At 66.9% G+C, this 20789-nt stretch carries 18 protein-coding genes and 1 tRNA gene; 12 read left to right on the forward strand and 7 right to left on the reverse strand.

From position 1 onward, the window contains the following. The first annotated feature begins 36 nt into the window (after nucleotides 1-36). The 7 genes from ABQZ09_RS13960 to ABQZ09_RS13990 all read left to right on the forward strand — a co-directional run bounded on the left by ABQZ09_RS13960 (nucleotide 37) and on the right by ABQZ09_RS13990 (nucleotide 6987). Nucleotides 37-1002 (forward strand): helix-turn-helix transcriptional regulator, encoded by a 966-nt coding sequence (locus tag ABQZ09_RS13960; protein WP_228314611.1) that lies wholly within the window; start codon nucleotides 37-39, stop codon nucleotides 1000-1002. A 48-nt stretch (nucleotides 1003-1050) separates the two neighbouring features. Next, entirely contained in the window at nucleotides 1051-2043 is a 993-nt protein-coding gene (locus ABQZ09_RS13965) for a lytic transglycosylase domain-containing protein (RefSeq protein ID WP_228314612.1), read from the forward strand. Nucleotides 2044-2411: 368 nt separating this feature from the next. Beyond that, nucleotides 2412-3056, forward strand: coding sequence for a ubiquinol-cytochrome c reductase iron-sulfur subunit (gene petA, locus ABQZ09_RS13970; RefSeq protein ID WP_039407822.1), 645 nt, complete (start codon nucleotides 2412-2414; stop codon nucleotides 3054-3056). Then, nucleotides 3056-4315, forward strand: a complete 1260-nt coding sequence (locus tag ABQZ09_RS13975) for a cytochrome b (protein ID WP_039407820.1) — start codon at nucleotides 3056-3058, stop codon at nucleotides 4313-4315. Before petA ends, ABQZ09_RS13975 begins: the two co-directional genes overlap by 1 nt. Next, nucleotides 4308-5066 carry a cytochrome c1 gene (locus ABQZ09_RS13980; RefSeq protein WP_039407818.1) on the forward strand — a complete coding sequence of 253 codons (759 nt, stop codon included), beginning with the start codon at nucleotides 4308-4310 and terminating at the stop codon, nucleotides 5064-5066. The genes ABQZ09_RS13975 and ABQZ09_RS13980 overlap by 8 nt, the downstream gene beginning before the upstream one ends. Before the next feature lie 766 nt (nucleotides 5067-5832). Next, on the forward strand, nucleotides 5833-6468 hold the full coding sequence (locus tag ABQZ09_RS13985) for a glutathione S-transferase N-terminal domain-containing protein (RefSeq protein WP_039407816.1): 636 nt from the start codon (nucleotides 5833-5835) through the stop codon (nucleotides 6466-6468). Nucleotides 6469-6546: 78 nt separating this feature from the next. After that, nucleotides 6547-6987 carry a ClpXP protease specificity-enhancing factor gene (locus ABQZ09_RS13990; RefSeq protein WP_039407814.1) on the forward strand — a complete coding sequence of 147 codons (441 nt, stop codon included), beginning with the start codon at nucleotides 6547-6549 and terminating at the stop codon, nucleotides 6985-6987. Here ABQZ09_RS13990 and ABQZ09_RS13995 read toward each other — a convergent pair. Further along, entirely contained in the window at nucleotides 6980-7234 is a 255-nt protein-coding gene (locus ABQZ09_RS13995; RefSeq protein WP_349777166.1) for a hypothetical protein, read from the reverse strand. The two genes, ABQZ09_RS13990 and ABQZ09_RS13995, sit on opposite strands and share 8 nt — an antisense overlap. Nucleotides 7235-7476: 242 nt before the next feature. Then, a complete protein-coding gene (locus tag ABQZ09_RS14000; RefSeq protein ID WP_010382418.1) occupies nucleotides 7477-7821 on the reverse strand; it encodes a DUF3301 domain-containing protein in 345 nt (114 codons plus the stop codon). A 295-nt stretch (nucleotides 7822-8116) separates the two neighbouring features. Here ABQZ09_RS14000 and ABQZ09_RS14005 point away from each other — a divergent pair, with 295 nt between their 5' ends. Next, nucleotides 8117-12511 carry a DEAD/DEAH box helicase gene (locus tag ABQZ09_RS14005; protein WP_349777167.1) on the forward strand — a complete coding sequence of 1465 codons (4395 nt, stop codon included), beginning with the start codon at nucleotides 8117-8119 and terminating at the stop codon, nucleotides 12509-12511. Here the strand turns inward: ABQZ09_RS14005 and ABQZ09_RS14010 are convergent. After that, nucleotides 12451-13074 carry a DNA-3-methyladenine glycosylase gene (locus ABQZ09_RS14010; protein WP_349777168.1) on the reverse strand — a complete coding sequence of 208 codons (624 nt, stop codon included), beginning with the start codon at nucleotides 13072-13074 and terminating at the stop codon, nucleotides 12451-12453. The genes ABQZ09_RS14005 and ABQZ09_RS14010 overlap by 61 nt on opposite strands. Before the next feature lie 296 nt (nucleotides 13075-13370). Here ABQZ09_RS14010 and ABQZ09_RS14015 point away from each other — a divergent pair, with 296 nt between their 5' ends. Both ABQZ09_RS14015 and ABQZ09_RS14020 read left to right on the forward strand, forming a co-directional pair. Beyond that, nucleotides 13371-15029 (forward strand): methyl-accepting chemotaxis protein, encoded by a 1659-nt coding sequence (locus ABQZ09_RS14015; RefSeq protein WP_349777169.1) that lies wholly within the window; start codon nucleotides 13371-13373, stop codon nucleotides 15027-15029. 11 nt (nucleotides 15030-15040) lie between these two features. Then, the gene (locus ABQZ09_RS14020) at nucleotides 15041-15550 is read left to right on the forward strand and encodes a chemotaxis protein CheW (RefSeq protein WP_184554716.1); all 510 of its coding nucleotides are present in this window, start codon (nucleotides 15041-15043) and stop codon (nucleotides 15548-15550) included. A 37-nt stretch (nucleotides 15551-15587) separates the two neighbouring features. Here the strand turns inward: ABQZ09_RS14020 and ABQZ09_RS14025 are convergent, their stop codons facing one another. The 4 genes from ABQZ09_RS14025 to ABQZ09_RS14040 all read right to left on the reverse strand — a co-directional run bounded on the left by ABQZ09_RS14025 (nucleotide 15588) and on the right by ABQZ09_RS14040 (nucleotide 17763). Then, nucleotides 15588-16676, reverse strand: coding sequence for a GGDEF domain-containing protein (locus ABQZ09_RS14025; protein ID WP_349777170.1), 1089 nt, complete (start codon nucleotides 16674-16676; stop codon nucleotides 15588-15590). A 197-nt stretch (nucleotides 16677-16873) separates the two neighbouring features. Next, complete coding sequence (locus ABQZ09_RS14030; RefSeq protein ID WP_184387412.1) at nucleotides 16874-17050, reverse strand: hypothetical protein; 177 nt, start codon at nucleotides 17048-17050, stop codon at nucleotides 16874-16876. A 149-nt stretch (nucleotides 17051-17199) separates the two neighbouring features. Then, a tRNA-Ala gene (locus ABQZ09_RS14035) sits at nucleotides 17200-17275 on the reverse strand. A gap of 86 nt (nucleotides 17276-17361) precedes the next feature. After that, complete coding sequence (locus ABQZ09_RS14040; RefSeq protein ID WP_039407796.1) at nucleotides 17362-17763, reverse strand: H-NS histone family protein; 402 nt, start codon at nucleotides 17761-17763, stop codon at nucleotides 17362-17364. A gap of 219 nt (nucleotides 17764-17982) precedes the next feature. Here ABQZ09_RS14040 and ABQZ09_RS14045 point away from each other — a divergent pair, with 219 nt between their 5' ends. Continuing rightward, complete coding sequence (locus ABQZ09_RS14045) at nucleotides 17983-18159, forward strand: DUF3606 domain-containing protein (protein ID WP_068835655.1); 177 nt, start codon at nucleotides 17983-17985, stop codon at nucleotides 18157-18159. Between the two features lie 14 nt (nucleotides 18160-18173). Continuing rightward, nucleotides 18174-20756, forward strand: a complete 2583-nt coding sequence (gene ligD, locus ABQZ09_RS14050) for a DNA ligase D (protein ID WP_349777171.1) — start codon at nucleotides 18174-18176, stop codon at nucleotides 20754-20756. The last annotated feature ends 33 nt before the right edge of the window (nucleotides 20757-20789 follow it).

Below are 20789 nucleotides of genomic sequence, written 5' to 3' on the forward strand. Positions count from 1 at the left end.
ATTGCGGACAGTTTCCGTCCGCAATACGGTTACGTCATGGCCTCGACCGCTGCCCGTCTGTTGCGACTGCTCTCCCTGCTGCAAGGTGGCCGGCACTGGCCCGGCACGGCCCTGGCCGAACGGCTGGAAGTCCACCCGCGCAGCCTGCGCCGCGACATCGAGCGGTTGCGCGAACTGGGTTACCCGGTGCATGCCACTTCCGGCAGCGGCGGCGGCTATTCGTTGGGGCAGGGAGCGGCCGCCTTGCCGCTCCTGTTCGAGGAAGAAGAAGCGTTGACCGTGGCGATCGCACTGCGCGCGGCAGCGCCGGCCATCGCCGGGATGGACACCGCCGCCGCGCGAGTACTGGCCAAACTGGACCCGTTGCTGCCGCGGCGCAGCGGCCAGCGTGCCAGTGCCGCGCATGCGGCCATGGCCAGCATGCCGCTGGCCGAGGCCGGCACCCTGGTGGACGCGGCGATGCTGGCGCTCCTGGCCGGCGCGTGCCGCGACCGCGCCACGCTGCGGCTGCACTATCGGCGCCACTCCGGTGCGGCCATCGTGCGCTGCGTCGAGCCGGCGCTGCTGGTCAACTACGGCCGGCGCTGGTACCTGCTGGCCTGGGACTGCGAGCGCCAGGACTGGCGCACCCTGCGCGCCGACCGGATCGACCAGGCCATCGCCACCGGCGCCCGGTTCGCCGCGCGTGCGCTGCCGGAGGAGCCGCTGCAGCTGCTGCGCAAGGCCATCGGCGAGGCGCCGTTCCCGTGCCGCGTCCGAGTCCGCCTGGCCGGATCGTTGGAAACGCTGGCCGCGCAGGTCCCGCCATGGCTGGGCGCGCTGGAAGCCGACGGGGCGGGCCATTGCTGGCTCGGCCTGGGAGCGCCGAGCCTGCCTGCGTTGGCAGCCAACCTGCTGCTGCTCGACTTGCCGTTCGAGGCGATCGCGCCGGCCGAGGTGGGCGCATCGTTGCGCATTGCCCTTGAGGCATTGCAGACGCGACTGGACCAGTTATCGGCCTGAACGCTGACGCCCTTGGCAAGCCCGGGGCAAGCTGGGACACTCCGCCGCATGAAGGGGATGTCAAGAACGTTGGGGCTGTTGCTTGTCACGTTGTCGGCCGCGCCGGTCAGCGCCGGCACGCTGTACAAGTGCGTCAGCGGCGACGGCATCACCAGCTACCTGAGCAAGCGCCAGAGCGGGGCGACGTGCAGCGTCATCAGCAGCTACACGCCGGATCGTTCGGCGCGGCGCGTGCCGCCAGTGTCATCGCTGGCGGCACCGGGAGTGTCCGCCGGGTCCGCGCGGCCAATTGCCAGCATCAACAGCATCGACAGCGGCGCGCCTGCCACGATCATCAGCCCCCCGCCGCCACGGCGCACTGCCGAGACCGCGGCGGTTGCGGTGCCGCGTCCGCCGGCAGAGCGCGCGACATCGCTCATGCCGGTCCCCGCGCCGGCTGCAGCGGTCAATCCGCGCCGGGTGGTCAGCGGGCAGGTCTATTCCTATATGAAAGACGGCGTGCGCCACTACACCAGCGCACGCCCACGCCAGGTGGCCAGCATCGAAGGGCTGCGCACCATCCACTACAGCTTCATCGAGACCTGCTACGCCTGTGGCGCCAAGCCGGGCGTCAACTTCGGCGCGATCCGGCTCAACACGGCCGCCTACCAGCAGGAGATCGCCTCGGCAGCGCGCGAATTCGGGGTCGAAGAAGCGATCGTGCGCGCCATCATCCATGCCGAGTCGGCCTACAACCCGCTGGCACTCAGTCGCGCCGGAGCGCAGGGGCTGATGCAGCTGATGCCCGGCACCGCACGTCGCTTCGGTGTCAGCGATGCCTATGATGCATCGCAAAATATTCGCGGCGGTGTGCAATACCTGTCGTGGTTGCTCAAGCGCTTCAACGGCGATCTGACCCTGGCGGCGGCCGGCTACAACGCTGGCGAAGGCGCGGTGGATCGCTACGGCGGTGTGCCGCCCTATAGCGAGACCCAGCGTTACGTCCAACGCGTCGGCCTGCTGGCCGGCCGTTATCGCGGGCAGAACGCAAGCGCCAACTGAGCGCGCACCTCGCACGCTCACCCTGCGATGCAGCATGGCACGCTGTCGCGTGCCTACCGATGCTGCGACGCAGTTCGCAGTGTGGTCGGCGCCGCACCCGTGTCGTGATGCAGTGACAGTGCGGCGCGCTGGCTTCGCGGTGGGCCACTTGCACGTGTGACAGCGCTGCGATGCACCGTGGTCCTGCAAGGAGGGCACAGGGCGCACCGCGTTCGTCTGCAGCGGCCATTGCATCGCGCAGCTCCGACTGCGTACATTGCATTGTCTGTGCATTAAGCGTTCCGCTACACTGCGGTCGATTCATCACGGCTGGACCCCCCGCCAGCCGTTGGCAGCCTCACGCTACCTAATCAAGATCGGAGAGCCGGATGGCCAACGATGGGGTTAACGCACCTGCCGATACCGGGCGTCGTCGGTTTTTGACCGCGACAACAGCCGTGGTCGGTGCGGTCGGAGCAGGATTTGTCGCAGTTCCGTTCGTGAAGTCGTGGAACCCCAGTGCACGCGCCAAGTTGGCCGGCGCACCGGTGACCGCCGACATCAGCGCCTTGCAGGAAGGGCAACGGCTGGTCCTGGAATGGCGCGGTCAGCCCATCTGGATCGTCAAACGCTCCAAGGCGATGCTCGACGCATTGCCGTCGCTGGACGGCCGGCTCAAGGACCCCAAGTCCGAGAACAAGGACCAGCAGCCGGAGTACGTGCTGAAAAACCCGGAATACCGCTCGATCAAATCCGACATCTCGGTGCTGGTGGGGCTGTGCACGCACCTGGGTTGTTCGCCGGAAATGGTTGCCGAGATCCGCCCCGAGCCCTACGACCCGCAGTGGAAGGGCGGTTACTTCTGCCCCTGCCACAAGTCGCGCTTCGACATGTCCGGCCGCGTCTTCGACGGCGTGCCCGCCCCGATCAATCTGCTGGTGCCCCCACACCATTACGTGGACGACAACACCCTGGTGATCGGCGTCGATCCGGACGGTGCCGGTTCGTCGGCGAAAAGCACGGGGGCTGCCTGATGAGCAATATCCTGGTCCGTACTGCCAACGGCGTGTTCGATTGGGTCAACGAACGCGCGCCCGGGCTCATGCCCATGTACCGCAAGCACATCAGCGAGTACTACGCGCCGAAGAACTTCAACCTCTGGTACTACTTCGGCTCGCTGGCCATCGTGGTGCTGGTCAACCAGATCGTCACCGGCATCTTCCTGACGATGCACTACAAGACCAGCGCCGCCGATGCATTCGCCTCGATCGAATACATCATGCGCGACGTGGAGTGGGGCTGGCTGATCCGTTACATGCACAGCACCGGCGCCTCGCTGTTCTTCATCGTGGTGTATCTGCACATGTTCCGCGGGCTGATGTACGGCAGCTACCAGAAGCCGCGCGAGCTGGTGTGGATTCTCGGCATGCTGATCTACCTGGTGCTGATGGCCGAAGCCTTCATGGGCTACGTGTTGCCATGGGGGCAGATGTCGTTCTGGGGCGCCAAGGTCATCATCTCGCTGTTCGGTGCCATTCCAGTCATCGGCAATGGGCTGACCGAATGGATCATGGGCGACTACCTGCCCGGCGATGCCACGCTCAACCGCTTCTTCGCGCTGCACGTGATCGCGCTGCCGCTGGTGCTGTTGCTGCTGATCGTGCTGCATATCGGCGCGCTGCATGAAGTGGGTTCCAACAACCCCGACGGCGTGGACATCAAGAAAGGACCGAAGGGCAATCGCTGGGATGCGCACAAGCCCGCCGATGGCATCCCGTTCCATCCGTACTACACGGTCAAGGATCTGGTTGGGGTCGGGTTCCTGCTGCTCATCGCCGCCTTCATCATCTTCTTCGCGCCGGCCTTCGGCGGCCTGTTTCTGGAGCACGACAACTTCACCGAGGCCAACCGGCTGGTGACGCCGGAGCACATCAAACCGGTGTGGTACTACACGCCGTACTACGCGATGTTGCGCGTGGTGCCCAACAAACTGGGCGGTGTGCTGGTGATGTTCTCGGCGATCGCCATCCTGTTCCTGGTGCCGTGGCTGGACCGCGCGAAGGTGCGCTCGGTGCGCTATCGCGGCTGGATTTCCAAGCTGGCGTTGGGCGTGCTGGTGGTGTGCTTCGTGTGGCTGGGCGTGATCGGCTCCGGCCCCGGCACCGACGCGCACGAGACCTATGTCGGGCGGGTGCTGACCTTCCTGTATTTCGCCTTCTTCATCACCATGCCGGTGTGGACGCGGCTGGACAAGACCAAGCCGGTACCGGAGCGGGTGACCACCCATGACTAATTCCAACGTGAGGTCATGGAGGTCGCGCGTGTTCGCCTTGCTTTGCGGCCTGGTGGTTGCTGGCGGTGCGGTGGCGGCCGAAGGTGGGGCGGTGCAGCAAGCTGGTAATGATTTGAGCGATCGCGCATCGCTGCAACGCGGTGCGCAGCTATTCATGAATTACTGCTCCGGCTGCCACTCGTTGAAGTACCTACGTTATTCGCGCATGGCCAGCGATCTGGGCTTGAGCGAAGCGGAGGTCATGACCAACCTCAACTTCACCGGTGCCAAGATCGGCGAGCACATCGAAGGCACCATGCCGCACGATGCGGCCACCAAGTGGTTCGGCAAGGCGCCGCCGGACCTGACCTTGATTGCACGCGTGCGCGGTACCGACTGGGTCTACACCTATCTCAAGTCGTTCTATCTGGATCAGACCCGCCCGCTGGGCTGGAACAACCAGTTGTTCCCCAACGCCTCGATGCCCAATCCGTTGTGGGAGCTGCAAGGTCTGCAACAGGCGCAGTTCGGCCCGGCCGACAAGGCCACCGGCGACAAACCGGTCGAAGCGCTCAAGCTCGGGCAGCCTGGCCGTCAGACGCCAGTGGAATTCGACCAAACCGTGCGCGATATCGCCAATTTCCTCGAATACGCGGGCGAACCTGCCGCGTTGAAGCGGCAGAGCATGGGCGTGTGGGTGATCCTGTTCCTGGCCCTGCTGACCTTCATCGCCTACCTGCTGAAGAAGGAATACTGGAAGGACGTGCATTGAACGGACCGCACGCGCACTGATCCGGTAGTAAGCAGGCAGCAAGACCAGGCAGCAAGACCAGGCAGCAAAGCCAGGCGGCAAAGCCAGGCGGCAAAGCCAGGCGGCAAAGCCAGGCAGCAAGGCCACGCAGCCCCTCTCCCGGCGGGAGAGGGGTTGGGGTGAGGGTACGGCGCGCAAGTGGAGCCTGGCGCTCGCAAGCAAGCGCACTCAGCCTATCGGTCACCAGCATCCTTCGAGATGCTGCGCGGCACACGCCGTTGAACACAGCACACGATTGCGCAGGCCTAACGCGCCAAGTCGCGCTTGATAGCGCGCGCAGCCCCTTCATCAGACCTGGGTCCGCGCTCCTCGTGCGTGCACATTTTGCTGTTGCTGCAGTAATTGCAGCCCGAGCCGTCGACCGGCCATCGCAGCAGCCGACCCGGCCCCGCATCAACACGCTAGCTGCCACATCGAACGTCCTGATCGCGTCATGTACCGGTCAAACAGCATCGATGCACGGCACGCCGACGTCGATGCCCATCCAGCTGCCAGCCTCCGTGGACACTGGGCGGCGCGCACGTCTCCGACGTTGGGTCGATCCGTCAGGCCACGCTCTCCATCCCTGACTGACCCGCAACATCACCTGCTGCCCAGGTGTCAATGCGCCCTAGCACTCTTGGCTTTTGCGTGACGTGATTGCACACTCGATAGACCGTGGTGACGGTCGGCGTTGGGCCGGCCGCGCCGATGCGGCCGGCGGATTCCGGTCGTCGGAGAGCCTTGAATGGCGACGAGTGTGCGTATGCGGAATACCTTGACTTTGTTTTCGTCCAACGACGACGTGTTGTGCCACCGGGTCCGTCTGGTCCTGGCGGCGAAAGGGGTGACCTACGACCTGGTGCCGGTCGACCCGCAAAATCCTCCCGAAGATCTGATCGATCTCAATCCCTATCATTCGGTGCCAACCCTGGTCGAGCGCGATCTGGTGCTGTACGCGGCCTCGGTGGTCAGCGAGTACCTGGATGAGCGTTATCCGCATCCGCCACTGATGCCGGTCGATCCGTTGTCGCGCGCGCGCCTGCGCCTGGCGATGCTGCGCATCGAACACGATTGGGTGCCACAGGTGCAGGCAATCCAGCTCGGCAACAAGACCCAGGCCGAAGCGGGCCGCAAGCGTCTGAAGGAGTTGCTGACCGCGTCGGTGCCGCTGTTCAAGGCCAGCAAGTTCTTCCTCAATCCGGAAATGAGTCTGGCCGATTGCGCGATGGCGCCGATCATCTGGCGACTGGATGCGTTGGAGATCGGCCTGCCCAAGGATGGCAAGGCCATCGAGGACTATGGCAACCGGATCTTCCGCAATCCCGGTTTCATTCGCAGCCTCACCGAGCAGGAAAAGAAGCTGCGCGACCTGCCGGGCTGATGCGACGGCTGTATGCCAACAGACCGACTTGCGATCCGCTCGCCGCCGTTGCGGGTCGTGTCCGGGTAAAATGACGCCATGAGCGAAGATTTCCCCCGCATGACCAGCCATCGCCCGTACCTGTTGCGGGCCTTGGTCGAATGGATCAACGACAACGGCATGACGCCGCACGTTCTGGTGGACGCAGGACTGCCTGGCGTGCAGGTGCCGGCAAGTGCCGTCAAGGACGGCCGGGTCGTGTTGAACATCGCCGAGCGTGCCGTCGTCGGCCTGCAGGTCGACAACGACAGCGTGAGTTTCACTGCGCGCTTTGGCGGCGTCAGCTATCCCGTCATGGTGCCGATGGCCGCGGTATTGGCAGTGTATGCACGCGAAACCGGGCAGGGCATGGCGTTGCCGGACGACATCCCCGGCACCAGCAGCGAGCCGCCGGATCCCGGCACACCGCCGCCGAGCGCACCGGCGCCGGACGAGCCACCCAGCGGTGGCAAGCGCCCGCATCTGCGCGTGGTCAAGTAGGCTTGCCGACGGTCACGTTCCAGTCCCGGCGGAGCGCGTCCGTCACATCGCGCACGATGCAGCGGATGCCTCCGGCACGTGCGTTTGCCCCGACCAATATGTCATCTAGCGCGTCATTGAAGGCGCGGGGTGTCTGGTTGCGCGCAGCGACACCGACACGCCCGCTGCCGCGTGCCTCTTCGGCATCGAGAACGACGCCATATCTCGCCTGCTGACGCGTGCCGGGCGTGCGATCGGCTGTGCGCATGCGCTCGGACGCATTGACCGCATCTGCGCGGGGAGACGAGGTAGAGCTGCCCTGATTGAGGGGGGGGAGACGGATACCAGCCATTGCCGGTGAGCTCGCAGCCAATTGGTCGAGCCGTTCCGTACGCCGTGCTGGCTGGCGCAATGCGACCGACCGGCACTTGCAGCGCAGCGGGTTCCCGACGCGTCGTCGCGGTGTCAGGTGTCGCTACGTGGAAGGATGCGCGCAGCGGTCACGGCGCATCATTCCAGCCGCTCCTGCTCCGGATGCAGCGCCCGCACGGTGGCGACCTGCGGACCGGTAAAGGCGATCAGCTGGTCGCCGCGCAGCACCAGCTTGCCGCTGTGGCGGTCCGCTCCGTCGTAGGAATATTCGAAGCGGAAGGTGCGCTCGAAGCCGAGCCATCCATTGGGCATTCTGCAGATACGGATGTTGGTGGAGTGCACGCTCTGATCCAGCCACTGCACATCGGCGGCGCGGCAGGCATTGCGGCCGAGAATGTCGGCACGTTCGGCAGCGGCGCGCGAGGAGTTCCAGAACGCGAACAGCGCTGCGCCGGCAATCATGAAGAGAATGAGACTGGGCATGGCAGCCAATGTGCCATGGCGGGCGGCTGGACGACAATCCAGCGGTGCTGCCGCGTTGCAGGTACGAGGACGCGACGACTTGGGCGGCGCGCTTGTCCGCGTGTTCGGCACGAGGCCCTGAAACCCTTGCGCAAGCGATCGACTGTCGGTGCAGGACACAACCGCACTAAACCGTTCACGCCCTTGCGTGGGTCAGGCTTGCATGCACGGCATCGCACCCCCATCCAGTGCAGTCCCGCCGAGTTGAATCCGATCGCCGCGCGGCCGGTTGCCGTGGTGGCGTCGGGCACTGCCCATGCATCCTGTTCTGCAGCAATTCCATCCCGTTGTCGCTGCGTGGTTTGCGCAGACCTTTGCTGCGCCCACGCCTGCGCAGATCGCCGCATGGCCGGCAATCCAGGCCGGGCAGCATACGCTGGTGGCCGCGCCGACCGGCTCGGGCAAGACGCTCACTGCCTTCTTCGCAGCCATCGATGCATTGATCCGCGACGGACTCGAGCATGGCGGGATGCTGCCCGATGAGACCCGCGTGGTCTATGTGTCGCCGCTGAAGGCGTTGTCCAACGATATCCATCTCAACCTGGAGGCGCCGTTGCAGGGCATCCGCGCGGCGCTGGCTGCCAGTGGCCTGCCGGATGTGCCGGTGCGCACGGCGGTGCGCACCGGTGATACCCCGCAACGCGAGCGGGCGCAGGCGCGGCGTGTGCCGCCGCATATCCTGGTGACCACGCCGGAGTCGCTGTACGTGCTGCTGGGGTCGGCTTCCGGCCGCAACGCGCTGCGGCATGTGCGGACCGTCATCGTCGATGAAATTCATGCGGTTGCCGCGGACAAGCGCGGCAGTCACCTGAGCGTGACACTGGAGCGGCTGCAGCGGTTGGCCGAGCGGCCGATCACGCGGGTTGGGCTGTCGGCCACCCAGAAGCCGATCGAGACGGTGGCCCAGTTCCTGGTTGGCGTTGGTGAAGACGGCGCGCCGCCGCCCTGCGAGATCGTGGACATCGGCTACACGCGCGCGCGCGATCTGGCGCTGGGGTTGCCGCCGACCCCGCTGAGCGTGGTGATGTCCAACGACCAATGGCTGCAGGTCTATGCCGAAGTGGCTGCGCTGGCGCAGCACCATCGCACCACGCTGGTGTTCGTCAACACGCGGCGCATGGCCGAGCGTGCGGCGCGGCACCTGGGCGATCTGCTGGACAAGCAGCGGGTCGCCGCGCATCACGGCAGTCTGTCGCGCGAGACGCGCCTGCTGGCCGAGCAGCGCCTCAAGGCCGGCGATCTCACCGTGCTGGTGGCGACCGCCTCGCTGGAGCTGGGGCTGGATATCGGCGATGTCGATCTGGTGTGTCAGCTCGGTTCGCCACGCTCGATCGCCACGTTCCTGCAGCGTGCGGGCCGCTCCGGGCACAAGGTCGGCGGCACCCCGAAGGCACGTCTGTTTCCGCAGACCCGCGACGAGCTGGTCGAATGCGCTGCCTTGCTGGACAGTGTGCGCCGCGGCGAACTGGATGCCTTGCGCATTCCGCTGGCGCCGGTCGATGTGCTTGCGCAGCAGATCGTGGCCGAAGCGGCATGCGAGGACTGGGACGAGGATGCGCTGTTTGCGCTGATGCGCCGCGCCTGGCCGTTCGCTCGGCTGAGCCGCGCCACCTTCGACAGCGTGGTGCGGATGCTGTGCGAGGGTTTCAGCACCCGGCTGGGCCCGCGCGCCGGCTATCTGCATCGCGACGCGGTGCATCGTCGGCTGCACGCGCGTCGCGGCGCGCGCATGACGGCGCTGACCTCCGGCGGCACCATTCCGGAAACCGGCGATTACAGCGTGGTGCTGGAGCCGCAGGCCGAGAAGATTGGCACGGTGAACGAAGATTTCGCAGTGGAAAGCCTCACCGGCGATGTGTTCCAGCTCGGCAATGCCAGCTACCGCATCCTGCGTGTGGATGCAGGCCGCGTGCGGGTGGAGGATGCCCGCGGGGCGCCACCCAATATTCCGTTCTGGTTGGGCGAGGCGCCTGGCCGCAGCGATGAGTTGTCGGCGGCGGTGTCGCGCCTGCGTGGCGAAATCGCGGCGCGGCTGGACAGTGCCCCGCATCAGCGCGCGCGTGACTGGCTGTGCAAGACCTTGGCGCTGTCTGCCGAGGCAGCGCAGCAACTGGTGGACTACCTTGCCCAGGCGTGCACCGCGCTGGGCGCCATGCCCACCCAGCAGTGCCTGGTGATGGAGCGCTTCTTCGATGCCAGCGGCGGCACCCAGTTGGTGATCCATTCGCCGTACGGCAGCCGCATCAACCGCGCCTGGGGCCTGGCACTGCGCAAGCGCTTTTGCCGCACCTTCAACTTCGAGCTGCAGGCCGCAGCGACCGAAGACGCCATCGTGCTGTCGCTGTCCACCAGTCATAGTTTTGCCCTGGAAGAGGTGGCGCGTTACCTGCATTCGTCGTCGGCCGAGCATGTCTTGATCCAGGCATTGCTGGACGCGCCGTTGTTCGGCGTGCGCTGGCGCTGGAACGCCACCAATGCGATGGCGCTGCCGCGGTTCACCGGCGGCAACAAGGTGGCCCCGCAGTTGCAACGCATGAAGTCCGAAGATCTGCTGGCTACCGTATTTCCGGATCAGGTCGCCTGCGCGGAAAACCTGGCAGGCGAGCGCGAGGTGCCGGACCACCCGTTGGTGACCCAGACGCTGGAGGACTGCCTGCATCAGGCGATGGATAGCGAGGGGTGGTTGCAGGTACTGCGCGGGCTGGAATCGGGAGCCATCCGCCTGGTGGCGCGCGATCTGGCCGCACCGTCGCCATTGGCGGCCGAAGCCTTGAACGCGCGTCCGTACGCGTTTCTGGACGATGCGCCGCTGGAAGAGCGGCGTACCCAGGCGGTACAGGGCCGGCGCTACACGCCGCAGAGCAGCGACGATCTGGGGCGCCTGGACCCGCAGGCCATCGCATTGGTCCGCGAAGAAGCATGGCCGCAACCGCGCGATGCCGAAGAGATGCACGAGGCGCTGGTCGGGCTGGGCGTGCTGCCGGTGGACGAGGCGACCGATGCGCAATGGCAGGCCTGGTTGACCGCGTTGGCCGCCGCCGGCCGCGCCAGCTGCCTGACCATCGCCGCTGCGCCCGCGCTGTGGATCAGCGCCGAGCGCATCGAGTGGTTCATGCCGCTGTATGCCGGCGCCGTGGCGCAACCGCCATTGCAGGTGCCCGCCGATTGCCGGGTGCCCGACTGGGAACGCGACCGTGCAGTACGCGAGCTGTTGCGCGGGCGGCTGTCGGCTGTGGGCCCTGCGCAGGTGGGCGGGCTCGCCGGCGCCCTGCGCCTGCCCGAGGAGGAAATCGCCCTGGCGCTGCTGGCCTTGCAGCGCGAAGGCTATGTCATGGCCGGGCAGTTCAGTGCGCAGGCAGCATCGCAGGAGTGGTGCGAGCGCCACCTGCTGGCGCGCATCCACCGCTACACGCTGGGGCGGTTGCGGCGCGAGATCGAGCCGGTCTCGCAGCGCGATTACGCACGCTTCCTGTTCGAATGGCAGCATCTGGACAGCGCCAGCCGGGTCGCGGGCCCGGATGCGCTGGCGGGCGTGGTGGGGCAGCTGGAAGGGTTCGAAGCGCCGGCCGTGCTGTGGGAGGGCGAATTGCTGCCGGCGCGCGTGCGCGACTACCAGCCGGCCTGGCTGGACGAACTATGCACCGCCGGGCGCACGGTGTGGGCGCGCCTGCGGCCCGGCGGCGGGCGCAGCGGCGCCGCGCTGCGGGCCACGCCCATCGTGCTGCTGCCGCGGCGTGAGGCACAACGCTGGAGCGGGTTGGCACGTGCGGCCGACGACGAGCCGCTGGGTTCGCGCGCGCAGCGGGTGGTGGAGGTCCTGCAGCAGCAGGGCGCGCTGTTCTTCGACGAAATTGCCGATGCCGCGCATCTGATGAGCACCGAGCTGGAAGATGCCTTGAGCGAACTGGTGATGCGCGGCCGCGTGCATTGCGACAGTTATGCCGGGCTGCGCGCGCTCCTGGTGCCGGCCTCCAAGCGGCCGTCGGCACTGTCGCGCCAGCGGCGTCGCGCCAGTGCGCTGGGCATCCGCGATGCCGGCCGTTGGGCGCCCGTCCGCGCGCTTGCGGAGTTGCCGCTGGCCGAGGCCGGCGAGCGGCATCAGGAGATGCTCGAACATGTGGCGCGCACGCTGCTGCGCCGCTACGGCGTGGTCTGCTGGCGGCTGCTCGAGCGCGAGGCGGCGTGGTTGCCGCCGTGGCGCGAATTGCTACGCATGTACCAGCGCCTGGAAGCGCGTGGCGAGATCCGTGGTGGCCGCTTCATTGCCGGCCTGTCCGGCGAACAGTTCGCGTTGCCGGAGGCGATTGCCGCACTGCGCCGCGTGCGGGCGCAGGCTCCGCAGCAGCAGTGGGTCTGCGTGAGCGCCAGCGACCCGGCCAATCTGCTGGGCAGCCTGCTGCCCGGCGAACGCGTCGCGCGGGTACCCGGCAACCGCGTGGCCTCGCTCGATGGCCTGCCGGTGGCGGTGTGGGCGGCAGACCGTTTCCAGCCACTGCAGGAACTCACGCCGGAACAGTCCGGGCAGGCCTTGCGCCTGCTGCAACGCGGGCCTGGTGCTGCCGAGCCGACGCCGATGGAGCAGTGGCTGGCTCAGTCGCCCGCCACCGGTGCACGGGTGCCGGTGACGCGTGGCAGCGGGCGCGACAGATAGGCACTGTCCGGGACCACCCAGCGCCAGGGCAGGTCGACCGCCTTGCGGATGCCGATGCGCGGCGTCGCCAACGGCACCGACGGGGGCGGCATGCCGTCATCCTCCACCCACAGGCGTGCCGTGGCAGCGGTCAGGTCCAGCCCGTTGTCCGCCGCGGTTACGCCGAAGGCCTGCGCCAGGCGGCCGGGGCCGGTGGTCAACAGCCTGGCCGCTGCGGTGCCACCACGCGCGGCGTGCATGGCCTCCAGCCCGGCCAGCGGTTGCAGTGCGCGGATCAGCACCGCATGCCCGGGGGCACCGCCGCACACGGCGTTGATCGCCCAATGCATGCCGTAGATGAAATACACATACAGGTGCCCAGGGGCGCCGAACATCACCTGCGTGCGCGGGGTCATGCCGCGGAACGAGTGCGCGGCCGGGTCTTCGCTGCCGCAATACGCCTCGACCTCGGTGATGCGGCCGCGCCGGCCGTCGGCACTGACCAGTACCTTGTTGAGCAGGCAAGGCGCGACCTGGCGCGCATCGTGGGCGTAGAACGTGCGGGGTAATGGCGTGGACGACATGCGGCAAGCCTAGCGGCCGCGCCGTGATGTCCCTGCGGACCGTCCCGGACAGTTGGGCGAGCGGGGGTAGGGGTTTTCCGAATGGAGACGCGCAGGAGCGTCTGACCTGTCACAAAAGCGCATATCCAATCGGCTGAATAGGCGTGTTGGCGGCGCTCGCATCTCAAGCGGGTTTTGCCATCGCCGATAGCTATCAACGATTGGTTAGACGCGTCCGCATCCCTGTGATCGGCACGCCCAGCACGGTCGATTGCCATGCACTGCATGTCGCCCACGCATCACTTACGAGAACTCCAATGTTAGGCAACTTCAAAATCGGAACCCGGCTGATCGTGGCGTTTCTGATCGTCTCGGCGATCGGCGCATGCATCGGGTGGGTGGGCTATTCCAATTCCGGACGCATCAGCGACCTGTCGACCTCGCTGTACGAACGCGAGTTGCTTGGCTTGTCCAACGTCAAGGAAGCCAACATCAACCTGATCTATGCCGGCCGCGCACGCGCCAACCTGCTGCTGGCCAGCAGTGCGGAAGAGCGCCAGTCGCACGTGCAGAACATCGACAAGTACACCGCCAAGGTGGTCGATTACATGACCCGTGCACGCGGTAGCTTCCAGACCGAAGATGGCAAGACCAAGCTGGCGCAGTTCGACCGCGCGTGGCAGACCTATCTGGATGAGCGCGGCCGCTTTATCGAAGCCGCCAATCGCGAAGCATTGCGCGAGGCCAACCCGGAACTTGCCGCACTGTCGCGTGCGGTACGCGCCAGCTCGGACGAAGTGGATGCCTTGATGACCGACCTGAGCGGTCTGCGCGAACGCAGCGCGGCCTCGGCCAATGCGGAGACCGGCGCCATCCATGCACGCAGTTCCAAGCTGTTGATCGCCATCATCTGCAGCGGCGTATTGCTGGGCGCCGTCCTGGGCGTGGTGATCAGCCGCAGCGTCACCGGCCCGATCCGGCGCGCGGTCACCGTGGCTAACGGCCTGTCCGAAGGCGATCTGACCATGCAGATCGATGTGCACGGCCGCGACGAAACCGCGCAATTGCTCGAAGCGATGCGCACCATGGTGCAGAAGTTGTCGCAGGTGGTGGGCGAGGTGAATACCAGCGCCGAAACCCTGGCCAGCGCCTCCGAAGAAGTCAGCGCCACCGCGCAATCGTTGTCGCAGGCTGCCAGCGAACAGGCCGCCGGCGTCGAGGAAACCAGTGCGTCGCTGGAGCAGATGACCGCCTCGATCAGCCAGAACACCGAGAACGCCCGCATCACTGACGGCATGGCCACCCAGGCCGCCAAGGAAACCATCGAAGGTGGCGAGGCGGTGGTTGCCACCACCCAGGCGATGAAGCAGATCGCGCAGAAGATCGGCATCATCGACGACATCGCCTACCAGACCAATCTGCTCGCGCTCAATGCCGCGATCGAAGCCGCACGTGCCGGCGAGCATGGCAAGGGCTTTGCGGTGGTCGCCGCCGAAGTGCGCAAGCTGGCCGAACGCAGCCAGGTGGCTGCGCAGGAGATCGGCGAGGTGGCCGGCTCCAGCGTGGAACTGGCCGACCGTGCCGGGCGCCTGCTCGATACCATCGTGCCCAGCATCAAGCGCACCTCCGACCTGGTGCAGGAGATCTCCGCCGCTTCCGAAGAACAATCCTCCGGCGTCAGCCAGATCAACTCGGCCGTGGTGCAGTTGAGCCAGACCACCCAGCAAAACGCCAGCGCGTCCGAAGAACTGGCCGCCACGGCCGAAGAGATGAGCGCGCAGGCCGAACAGCTGCAACAGAGCATGGCGTTCTTCCGGTTGGGCGGGCAGGGCAACGCAAGCACGCCGCCCAAGCGCGGCAAGCCGGTGGCCGCACGCCCGGTCCGTGCGGCCGGTACCCGTGGCTGGCGCAGCAGCGCCGCGCCAGCCTATGCGATGTCCGAGGGCCCGGACGAAGGCCAGTTCGCCCGCTTCTGAGAGACCGATCGATGACCGCACAGACTTGCGATGGCATGCCGGGCGACGCCGACGCGGCCGCCCAGTACCTTACCTTTCAGCTGGACGGCGAAACCTTCGCCACCAGCATTCTCGGCATCCGCGAAATCATCCAGTACCGCGCGCCCACGCCGGTGCCATCGATGCCGTCCTGCGTGCGCGGGGTGATCAATCTGCGTGGCGCGGTGGTGCCGGTGGTCGATCTGCAGGCGCGGCTGGGGCGTGCCGGCGGTGCCATCAACAAACGCAGTTGCATCGTGATCCTGTCCACCGGGCAGGCGCAGGGCACGCAGGCGATCGGGGTGCTGGTGGATGCGGTGAATGCCGTGATCGAGCTGGCCGACCAGGACATCGAAGCGGCGCCGGCGTTCGGCACGCATATCCGCCGCGATCTGCTGCGCGGCATGGGCAAGGTGGGCGAGCGCTTCGTGGTGCTGCTGGACATGGAGCAGGTGCTGCAGGTGGACGAGATCGCCGGCACTGCCGACACGCTGGCTGCCTGAGCGGCGCAGATCACCGATACAGGAGCGGGCGCGACGCTCAGTCGTGCAACTGCCATCCGCTGAATCGGTGCACGCGGTTGCGTCCGTCGCGGATCGCACGCTGCAAGGCATGCCGGGCGCGTGCCAGCAGGATGCTGCTGTCCAGGGCCTCGCCCGCCGCCCCATCGACCAGCCCGACGCTGATGGTCAATACACCGATGGGCCAGGTCGCCGCTTCGATGGCCTGCCGGATGTCGTCGGCGGCCTGTGAGGCGGCCGATGGCGAGGGACTGGCAAGTGCCACGCAGAAGCGGTCGCCGTCCAGCCGTGCAACGAGCGCGGAGGGCGGCAACCGAGTCTCGATCAGCTGCGCGGCCTGGGCCAGGGTCGCATCGGCCCAGGCTGCACCTGCCTGCAGCTTCTGGCGCTTGAAGCCGTCCAGATCGATCAGCAAAAACCCCAGCGCGTGCTGACCGGTCTCGTCTGCGCGCCTGGTCGCAAGGTCCTGCAAGCCGCGCTCCAGCCCGGCGCGGTTCCAGAGCCCGGTGCGTTCGTCGCGCAATGCGTCCAGCTCAACCAGCCTGGCCGCACGGCGCAGTTCGATGGTGTCCACCACCTGCCGGGCCAGTGCGCGCAGCGCGTCACGCTCGGCACCGGACAGACGCCGCGGCGTCCGGTCGAGCACGCACAGGGTGCCCAACGCAATGCCGTCGGACGTCAGCAGCGGAGCGCCGGCATAGAAGCGGATCTGCGGCTCGCCAGTGACCAGCGCGTTGTCGACGAAGCGCGCATCCAGACGGGTGTCGGACACTTCCATCAGCTGATCGGGTTCGAGAATGGCGTGCGCACAGAACGACAGCGTGCGCGGCGTTTCGGCATGCTGCATGCCGATCCGTGACTTGAACCATTGCCGCTGCGTATCGACCAACGAAATCAGCGCCATCGGCGTGCGGCACACGGCTGCTGCGTCGGCGGTGAGCGCGTCATAGGGCTGCTCGGCAGGGGTATCCAACAGCTGATAGGCGTGCAGCGCCGCCACACGCTCGTCCTCGTTGGCCGGTGCGCGCGCACCCAGCACCGCGCCGACCTCGCCCGGCAACAAGGTCGCGTGGATCAGATGCAACGCGGGCGCGTCTGGAAGCTGCATGCAAGGCCTTTGCAACAAGACGCCATCTAGGCGTGGAAATGTCGGCGGCAATGATCGCTGCCGTGGTGCGGGCCGGCCATCCGGCGGTCGCCGCCCCCTTGGCGGTCAACGTTGTCCGGATCTTGCCACATCCCGGGGCCGCGGCAGGCGGCCTGGATCCCAGTCCGGCCGTGCTGCGGGCGATGAGGCTGGGTGGATCATTCGCCCTGGCCGGCGTTGCCCTTGGGGCGACGGCTGTGCTCGTCATGCACCTTGAGGTCCTCCTGGCCTGGGCGTTGCTTGGCCGCTTCGTCCTGCTTGCGCGACTCCTGGCTCTCGGAGACGCCACTGGCGTCGTCGGCGTCGGTGTCAGGTGGGCGCTGTTGGTTGCTCATGGCGTCGGCTCCGGTGTGTTGGTGCGGCGCACGTTAGCGCAGCGGGTGTGATCCCGGTGCCATGGCGGCGGCTGCCCGGCACGCACGCGGGGTGCCCCCCTACGCAAGAGCCCCGGACGCGGACGTCCGAGGCTCTTGGTTTGATGCCGTGGTGGAGCGGAAGGGGATCGAACCCTCGACCTTCGCGATGCGAACGCGACGCTCTCCCAGCTGAGCTACCGCCCCACGTGTCTCGATTCTAACCACATGCCACCAGGTTCGCCAAGACAACCGCCAATTGACCGCGCCACAAGGGCGCGATCCTGCAACGCTTACTCGCGTACCAGCGGGAACTTGAGGTCCGGGTTCTTGGCCTTCCACTCCTTGTACGACACCGAGCCTTCCCACGCGGCAAAGGCCTTCGGGGTACGGCCACGGCCGGACCAGGTCTCTCCGGTGTGCGGCAGTTCGTACTTCGGCTTCACTTCGCTGCGGCCGCTCTTGACCACTTCCTTGCGCGCAGCGGTGGTGCCCAGGTAAGCGGCGATGTCGTTGCGTTGCTTGGTGCTGAAGTGACCGGCGAACTGCTCGAGCAGCGAGACGATGGTGGCGTGCGCAGAGGATGCCTCGCTCGCGCGCTCGGTTTTCTCCTGTTCTTCCAACTTCTGCAGCTCGTCCAGCAACTTGGCTTTGGCTTGCGCGATGGAATCCAGTTTCGAAGAGGTATTGCTCACAGAGGTATGGCCTCGGAATAAAGAGTGGAGACGCCGCCGGGGGCGCGCGCCATTATGGCATGCGGCCCGGGGGCCGCCGCTGCGGGTGCGGTTGCTTGCACATGGCGTGAACAGGCCGTTCACGAGATCTGTTCGGCCGCTTTCGCATCGTCGTTGCAGGCGTTGTCCAGCTTACACGCACGCCAGCAAACCCGACCACGACGATACAGGAGCCAGCTGATGAGCGACGACAAACACAACACCGGCTCGCCTGACCGCGACCGCATCAATGTCAACGAAGCCTATGAGCTGCAGTACTGGACCAAGGCGCTGGGGGTCAGTGCCGACGAACTGCGTGCTGCCGTAAAACAGGTCGGCCCGGTCGCTGCCAGCGTGCGTGAGCATCTGCGGAAGTAGGCCCGGCAGCCCCGATGAGCCTGAGCGAATACCGCCGCAAGCGCCGCTTCGACAAGACCCGCGAGCCGGAGCCCGGCAAGACCGTGCCCGCCGGGCGGCGGGCGATCTTCGTGGTGCAGCTGCACCACGCCAGCCGGCGTCATTACGACTTCCGCCTGCAGGTGGGCGATGCGCTCAAGAGCTGGGCGGTGCCGAAAGGGCCGAGCTATGACCCCAAGGTCAAGCGCATGGCCGTGGAGGTGGAGGATCACCCGGTCGACTACGCAGAGTTCGAAGGAGAGATTCCCAAGGGCGAGTATGGCGGCGGCCACGTGGCCCAGTTCGACCACGGGGTATGGGCTACTGCTGGCGACCCGGAGGCGCAATTGGCCAAGGGGCATCTGCGGTTTGAGTTGTTCGGCAGCAAGTTGAAGGGCGGCTGGCACCTGGTACGGTCCGGCAAGCCGGCGCGGCAGCCGCAGTGGTTGCTGTTCAAGGAAGACGACGCCTACGCCGGCACGCTGGAGGCCGACGACCTGCTGGCCGATGTCGCTGCCGCGCCCGCCGCCGATGTGCGTCGTGCCGGTGCCGGCAAGGCCGGGCGCAAGGCACTTACGCACGTGCCTGCGCCGGTCGCCGGCAAGCGCCGGGACTGGGCGAAACAGGCGCTCGCCCTCAGCAACGCGCGCCGCGCCGAGCTGGCCGATGCGCCGTTCGAGCCGCAGCTTGCCAAGCTGGGCCAGGCGCCCCCCGATGGCGCGCAGTGGGTACACGAAATCAAGTGGGACGGTTACCGGATCCTTGCGACCGTGAGCGACGGGCAGGTGCGGTTGTGGTCGCGCAATGCGCTGGAGTGGACCGACAAGACGCCCGAGATCCGCGATGCGATCCAGTCGCTGGGTCTACGCTCGGCGCAACTGGACGGCGAGCTGATTGCCGGGCGCGGCACCAAGCAGGACTTCAATCTGCTGCAGGCGACCTTGTCCGGTGAGCGCCAGATGCCGCTCGCGCTGGCAGTCTTCGATCTGCTGCACGTGGACGGCGTGGACATCAGTCAGTCGCCCCTGATCCAGCGCAAGCAACTGTTGCAGGAGGTGATGGCCGCCGCGCCGACGGCGCACCTGGCGTATAGCTCGCATGTGGAAGGCGACGGACAGCAGGCGTTCCGCGTCGCGGGCGAGCAGCATTTTGAAGGCATCATCTCCAAGCGTGCGGACCGGCCGTATCACGGTGGGCGCAGTGACGACTGGCGCAAGACCAAGCAATTGGCCAGCCAGGAATACGCGGTGGTGGGCTATACCGCGCCCAAGGGCAGCCGCACGGGGTTCGGTTCGCTGCTGCTGGCTACACCTGACCCGGTGCACGGCTGGCTGTACGTCGGCCGGGTGGGATCGGGCTTTTCCGATGCGCTGATGCGCGAGGTGACGCCGCAGCTGGAGGGCGGCACGCGGACACCCACCGCCCATGTGCCGACCGACGATACCGATCTGCGCGGCGCAACCTGGTTTGCGCCGCGGTTCGTGGTGGAGGTGTTCTACCGCGGCATCGGTGGTCAGCAGCTATTGCGGCAGGCCTCGTTCAAGGCGCTGCGCCCGGACAAGCACATTGCCGACCTGGCCGACAGCGATGCGGCCGGCGGTGCGGCGGCCGGTCTGCGCAAGACGCCATCGCGCCGGTCCAAGGGAGCGCCTACGTCGTCGCCTGCATCGTCTTCGCCGCCCAGCGCGCAGAGCGCCACGTCCGCGTCGGCGGTGCCGGCGCTGTCCAGCCCGAGCAAGCTCATCTACCCGGATATCCGCGCGACCAAGGGCGACGTCTGGGACTACTACCAGGCCGTGATGGACCATCTGCTGCCGGAAATCGTCGGCCGCCCGCTCTCGATCATCCGCTGTCCGAACGGGGCGGAAAAGCCGTGCTTCTTCCAGAAACACCACACCGCCGGGCTGGAGCGCGTCAGTTCGGTCAGGTTGAAGGAAGACACCGGCAACAATGCCTATTACCTGGTCGTGGACGATGCGCCCGGGCTGCTGGAGCTGGTGCAGTTCAACGCGTTGGAGTTTCATCCCTGGGGCTCGCATGCTGCCCGCCCCGATGTGGCCGACCGGGTGGTGTTCGACCTGGACCCGGGCCCGGACGTACCGTTTGCCGAGGTCAAGCGCGCGGCGACCGATATCCGCAAGCTGCTGGCGCAGCTGGAACTGGAATCGTTCCTGCGCGTGTCCGGCGGCAAGGGGGTGCATGTGGTGGTGCCCCTGAACCCGGGCTGCGACTGGGACCTGACCAAACGCTTTGCCAAGGGCTTTGCCGATGCACTGGCGCAGTCGGAACCGGAGCGCTTTGTCGCCACCGCGACCAAGCGGTTTCGCAACAAGCGCATCTTTGTCGATTATCTGCGCAACGGGCGCGGCGCCACGGCGGTGGCGTCGTATTCGCTGCGGGGCCGGCCGGGCGCACCGGTGGCCTTGCCGCTGCCGTGGTCGGATCTGCCCAAGCTGCACCGTGCCGACGCATTCACGCTACGCGATGTACCGGAGAAACTGCGCCGCCGGCGCAAGGACCCATGGGCAGACATGGACCATATCCAGCAGAACCTGGCACGCTGGGCGGCGCAGGATTGACGCCTGCCAGATTGCAGGTGGGCCGATGCACGC

Origin of the sequence: Xanthomonas sp. WHRI 6106, from assembly GCF_040202405.1 — a bacterium.
GTDB lineage: Bacteria > Pseudomonadota > Gammaproteobacteria > Xanthomonadales > Xanthomonadaceae > Xanthomonas > Xanthomonas cannabis.